This is a genomic window from Bacillus cereus group sp. BfR-BA-01381, assembly GCF_022663555.1.
Taxonomy (GTDB): Bacteria; Bacillota; Bacilli; order Bacillales; family Bacillaceae_G; genus Bacillus_A; species Bacillus_A pacificus.
The window spans coordinates 1-5,219 of sequence record NZ_JAKUFR010000158.1; the positions used below are offsets into that span (position 1 = coordinate 1).

Here is a 5,219-nt window from a genome sequence, read left to right on the forward strand (position 1 = left end):
AAGCCGTATGAAAAAACAATTTTTACAGTTGCATTAAAGAAGATGCAGTTTTAGCTTGTAGAGAAGTAGATTCTACAAGCTTTTTTTTCAGCGTAAGGAATTTGTAAGGAACGGGTAAGAAAAAAGAGATTTCCGTTGTCTATTATAGAAGTATAAAGTAGTGCGAAAGGAGAAAACGACATGACATATATATTAAAAACGAATCAGTTAACGAAAGTGTTTAAGGGGAAAGAAGTTATTTCTAGCGTTAACATGCATGTGAAAAAAGGAGAGATATACGGTTTCTTAGGACCAAACGGTGCTGGTAAAACAACGATTATGAAAATGATCACAAATTTAATAAAACCGACGAGCGGTGATATTGAAATTTTCGGTGAGAAGTTAACGGATACATCTTATGAAGTATTAAAGCGCATGGGGACAATTATCGAATATCCAATCTTTTATGATAAATTAACGGCGAAAGAAAACTTAGAATTACATTGTGAATATATGGGCTATTACGATAAAAACGCAATTGACCATGCTTTACATTTAGTAAAATTGCACGGTATAGATGATAAAAAAGTAAAAGATTTTTCATTAGGGATGAAACAACGACTTGGTATTGCAAGGGCGATCATGACAAAGCCAGAATTACTCATTTTAGATGAGCCAATTAACGGTTTAGATCCAATTGGTATTAAAGAGCTACGAGACTTATTTAAAATGCTCTGCAAAGAATATGGCATTACATTGTTAGTTTCTAGTCATATTTTAGGTGAGATGGAACTAATGGCGGATACAATTGGTGTAATTCAAAATGGAAAACTAATAAAAGAAGTTTCAATGAAGAGTATTAACGGAAAACAAACAGAGTACATTGAAATTACTGTTCCTGATGTGAAACGTGCAGCTTATATTTTAGAAGATAAACTTGGCATAAAAAATTATAAAATAATGAGTGGAAATATGATTCGCGTGTATGAATTGAAGGCGACGCAGCAAGCCATTTCAAAAGCACTTATTATGAACGATGTGGAAATTGAAAGTATGAATAAGAAACATAGTTCCTTAGAGGAATATTTCTTAAATGTAATGGATGGAGAGGGCATTCATGCTTAATGGATTGTTAGTGAATCTAGTAAGTGGATTGGTCGTAATGTTCATAAGTGGGATTTTATATTATAGGAAACCAGAGCGGAAATGGTTGTTAATTCTACTAATGATAGGAATGTTAAGCGTAGTTACTGCTGGAATTAGAATGTTAGTAGCATAGAGATAATTATGTCAGTAATGGAGGCTTGGTTTATATGTTTAAATTGATGAAACTTGAATGGAAGAAACATAAATTATCTAGTTATTTTAAAGGGGTAGCAATTTGTATTATAGCAATTTTTGCTGCGGTAAGTCTTATGGGATTGGGAGTGAAAGATGAAGTAGACGCAGCACTCACTGATTTCACAAAATATATGACTTTGGCAAACATTTTTATAAGAATGACATTTCTTATTTTTAGTGCAGTCATTTTATCGCGTTTAGTAATTGATGAATATAAGAACAAAACAATGCAACTATTGTTTATGTACCCATTACAAAGGAAATTGCTAATGAGGGCGAAATTAACAATTGTTTTTAGTTTTTGTTTTATCAGCATGATTATTGCTACGTTCACTATTAGTTTGCTCATGTTTTTTATGAACCCAATGATGGGGTTAATTGAAACACCTATTACGATGGGTGAAATAATAGCTACTGTTCCAGCTACCTTTATAAGTGCATTTATGATATCTGGTATAAGCTTAATTCCTTTATTTTTTGGGATGAGAAAGAAATCTACACCGACAACAATTACTTCTGCAGTAATAATTGGGATGCTAATGAACAGTAACGTAGGTCCTGGAAGCGGTCAAGTAAGTATGTATGATTTTATATTTATCCCAATTGTACTCTGTTTATTAGGAATTTTTATTAGTTATTTATCGTATCGTAAAATCGACAAGATCGATGTGGCGTGAAGCGAGCCTAAAACAAAAATGAACTGGGGTATAAATGGTGAAAAAAATAATAGTAATTGCAATATTATTCATTACAATTGCTAGTGCGGTTTTTGGTTTTAAAGTATTTCAAGGGAAAGATTTTAAGAAAGAAAAGTCTTTTGAGATAAATCATATAAAAGAAATAGAAGTGGATAATGAAAACTGGGATATTGAATTTAAAAGTACAGAAGCTAACAAAATAGTCATTTCGGCTCAAGGTAAACGATTAGATAAAGAGGTAGATCCTGTCGAAATAGAACAGGCAGGGAATAAAGTTATAGTTAAGCAAAAACAAACGGAGACCAGATTTTTTAATGGTTTTACGTTTAGGAAGAAAAATAGTATATGTATAGCTATTCCGAAGAAAGAAATAGATAAAATTGTATTAAATAATAAATCGGGTGATGTGAAAATAAGCGATATAGTAGTAAAAAGTATCGTGACAAAAAGCAAGTCTGGAGATGAAATGGTTGTAGGGCTATCAGCTGAGAAAGGTGAATTCATATCGCAAAGTGGAGAGTTAGCTGTAAAAGATAGTTCAGTACAAGAATTAAATATAAAGTCTACGACTGGTGATAACTATATAACAAATGTAAGTAACTCAAATATGAACATCACTTCAACATCGGGGGAAGTATTACTGAAGAATATGAAAGAAGGAAAATCGTTATTTGTAGAAACAAAATCAGGAGATATTGGCGTACGGTATAAAGGTGTTCCGACTTCTTTAAAACTTACGGCTAAAAGTAATTCGTCTGACGTAATGGTGAATGTAAAAGGACTTAAGAAAGATGAAAATACAGAAAATGTAAAATTAGGAACCATTGGTGATGCAAAAAATGAAGTGCAGATTTTAAGTGAAACAGGGGTAATTTATATCGATTAAAATGTAAATGAAAGGAGGACTATTATGCTACGTCTTATGAAGCTAGAAATGAAGAAGTTTAAGCTTGGATGGTATGTAAGGGGAGCGATTATTGCAAATATCGCTATATTGGCATTACTGATCTTTACGAGCATCGTTTCTCAAATAGAAGGCGATCCAGAAATAAGAGATCCACAGATGGTTTTGTTAATGGCTAGTACATTAGTAAGAGCAACATTTATTATTTTTGGTAGTGTGTTAATCGCAAGGTTAATAATTGGTGAATATAAAAACAAAACAATACTACTTATGTTTTCTTATCCAATTAACCGAAAGAAAATGATGGTTAGTAAGTTGGTTATTACAGCAACATTAACATTTATAACAGTTATTTTATCTAATATTTTAGTAGTAGGAGTTTTCTTTGGGATAGATAGCTATTTTTCAATTCTTCCTCATTCATTCACAGTAGATCAATTGATGCAAGAAGGGATAAATCTTGTTCCTTTAGCCGTTGCAACTGCGGGAATAAGTTTAATTCCACTATATTTCGGAATGCGTAAAGGTTCAGTGCCAACTACAATTGTTTCATCCCTTATCGTTGTATCAATTGCAATTAATAACACCCCAATGTTTTCAACGGCAACTTTTCTTCCCCTTCAACTAGCATTGGCAGCAATTGGAGTTGTGATTGCATATTACGGAATTAAAAATATAGAGAAGGAAGATATAACAGTCTGATAAGAATAAATAAAAAAAGAGTTGGCGTTACACCAACTCTTTTTTGTATATGTATGCTTCGTTACTACTCTGTAAATTTGGAGTGTTTGCTTAAATACGCTTGTACTCCTGGAGAAATATTAAAGTTATTAGGACTTTTATATTCGATAGTAAACTCTCTGTCTTTATTTGTTTCAAAGGCGATTGCATAGCTATTCATTTTAGCATCGTAAGAAGTGTTTTTGACTTCTGCATCTAGATTAAAATATTTTGTAATATACTCTTTTGATTCCGTAATTGCTGCTTGTTTTCCCCAAGGGGTACCATAATAGGTGAAATAAAGAGATACACTAATAACTCCAATAATAGAAGTTAATAAAATAGTTCCCAGAGCTATTTTTTTATTCTTTGTATTCAATTTGGTTACTCCTCTTTATAGTATGTATTCATTTTAACCTATCTTTTCCATAAAACAACCATTTTAAAAAAATAGTTTCACATGAAACAAGTTACAGAAAAAGACAAGATGTGTAAACACCTTGTCTTTTTTTGTTGTTACATTTTAGGTGCTTCCATTCCAGCGGCAGCCCATTCTTCTTTTGCGGGACCATACACGCCAGGAACTGTTAAGCCAGCTTGACGCATTAAAACGGTCATTTGTCCGCGGTGGTGATTTTGATGATTGATGAGTGTCATTAAAAATATAGAATTCGGCATAGGACGACCGAAGAAGTCATTAATAGTAGCTAAGTCTTTATCAGTCCATTTACTTTGAAGTGTTTCAACAAAAGCCGCGTTTACTTTACGGTATTCATCTGCAATTGTTTTTGCAGAAGTTGGAACAGGATAATCTTTTGTTTCTCCTTCAAACTTTAGCCCTGTGCCAGATAGTATAACAGGAATTGCCGTCACGATATGCCAAGCGACTCTTCCTAACGTCCAGTGCCCAGGTGCGATTTCTTGTGACAAAGATTCATCTGTTAGTACATCGAGCATTTTTTGAGTAGACTCAGTCTCGTATGTCCATGATTGCAAGAAGCCTTCAATTGTTTGGTACATAGTTATCCCTCCTAGTTATGTTCATAGGTTACATTCGTGAAAAAAAGATAGTTTCCTTTTGGCCTATAAGAACAAATAAAAAAGAAGACTCCTAACAAGAAGCCTCTTTTTTATTAACTTTCTTCCCACTCTCCCTCATCAACTATAAGAAATAAGGTGCTCCAAGTACGAGAACATCAAGCTGTTTTATTAAGAAAAAGAATTTCGTTTGAGTAAGAAGGCAAAAGTACAAGCAAAAGGGGTAAGAATCGCATGTAATAATTATTAGAATGTACGGAGTAAAGTTATTCTGGGTTATTTGATAGGTGTTTTTTATTTGTTGCTTATACTTAAAAGATTGAATTTGAAGGAAGGGATCAACATGTCTTCATGGCGCAATAATATAAATGGGTATTGTGAGTGTAATAATCAAAATGGTGTACATGTTGATTCTTGTTGTTTTAGTTGCGATGGGACAGTGCCTAAGCTAGGCCCAACCGGTCCGACGGGAGCAACGGGAGCGACGGGAGCAACAGGTCCAACGGGAGCAACAGGTCCAACGGGAGCGACAGGAATAA

7 protein-coding genes and 1 pseudogene are annotated in these 5,219 nt (G+C 33.5%); 6 read left to right on the forward strand and 2 right to left on the reverse strand.

Annotated elements, in window-relative coordinates; translation table 11 throughout:
- Positions 1-180: 180 nt before the first annotated feature.
- Genes MR079_RS27450 through MR079_RS27470 form a run of 5 tightly spaced genes read left to right on the forward strand, consistent with a single transcriptional unit; the run spans position 181 to position 3,624 of the window.
- Positions 181-1,104, forward strand: a complete 924-nt coding sequence (locus tag MR079_RS27450) for an ABC transporter ATP-binding protein (RefSeq protein WP_242295002.1) — start codon at positions 181-183, stop codon at positions 1,102-1,104.
- Positions 1,097-1,258, forward strand: a complete 162-nt coding sequence (locus tag MR079_RS27455) for a hypothetical protein (RefSeq protein ID WP_167496959.1) — start codon at positions 1,097-1,099, stop codon at positions 1,256-1,258. Before MR079_RS27450 ends, MR079_RS27455 begins: the two co-directional genes overlap by 8 nt.
- A gap of 34 nt (positions 1,259-1,292) precedes the next feature.
- Positions 1,293-1,997 (forward strand): ABC transporter permease, encoded by a 705-nt coding sequence (locus MR079_RS27460; RefSeq protein ID WP_139866486.1) that lies wholly within the window; start codon positions 1,293-1,295, stop codon positions 1,995-1,997.
- 34 nt (positions 1,998-2,031) lie between these two features.
- A complete protein-coding gene (locus tag MR079_RS27465) occupies positions 2,032-2,904 on the forward strand; it encodes a DUF4097 family beta strand repeat-containing protein (protein WP_139866487.1) in 873 nt (290 codons plus the stop codon).
- 24 nt (positions 2,905-2,928) lie between these two features.
- Complete coding sequence (locus tag MR079_RS27470) at positions 2,929-3,624, forward strand: ABC transporter permease (protein WP_242295003.1); 696 nt, start codon at positions 2,929-2,931, stop codon at positions 3,622-3,624.
- Between the two features lie 64 nt (positions 3,625-3,688).
- Here MR079_RS27470 and MR079_RS27475 read toward each other — a convergent pair whose 3' ends face one another.
- Together MR079_RS27475 and MR079_RS27480 are read right to left on the reverse strand one after the other, a co-directional pair.
- Positions 3,689-4,021, reverse strand: coding sequence for a YfjL-like protein (locus tag MR079_RS27475; protein WP_242295004.1), 333 nt, complete (start codon positions 4,019-4,021; stop codon positions 3,689-3,691).
- A 137-nt stretch (positions 4,022-4,158) separates the two neighbouring features.
- Positions 4,159-4,662, reverse strand: a complete 504-nt coding sequence (locus MR079_RS27480) for a DinB family protein (RefSeq protein ID WP_139866490.1) — start codon at positions 4,660-4,662, stop codon at positions 4,159-4,161.
- A 361-nt stretch (positions 4,663-5,023) separates the two neighbouring features.
- On the opposite strand from MR079_RS27480, the pseudogene MR079_RS27485 reads away from it, so the two are divergent.
- Positions 5,024-5,219 (forward strand): annotated as a pseudogene (locus MR079_RS27485) (collagen-like protein); the annotation flags it as partial.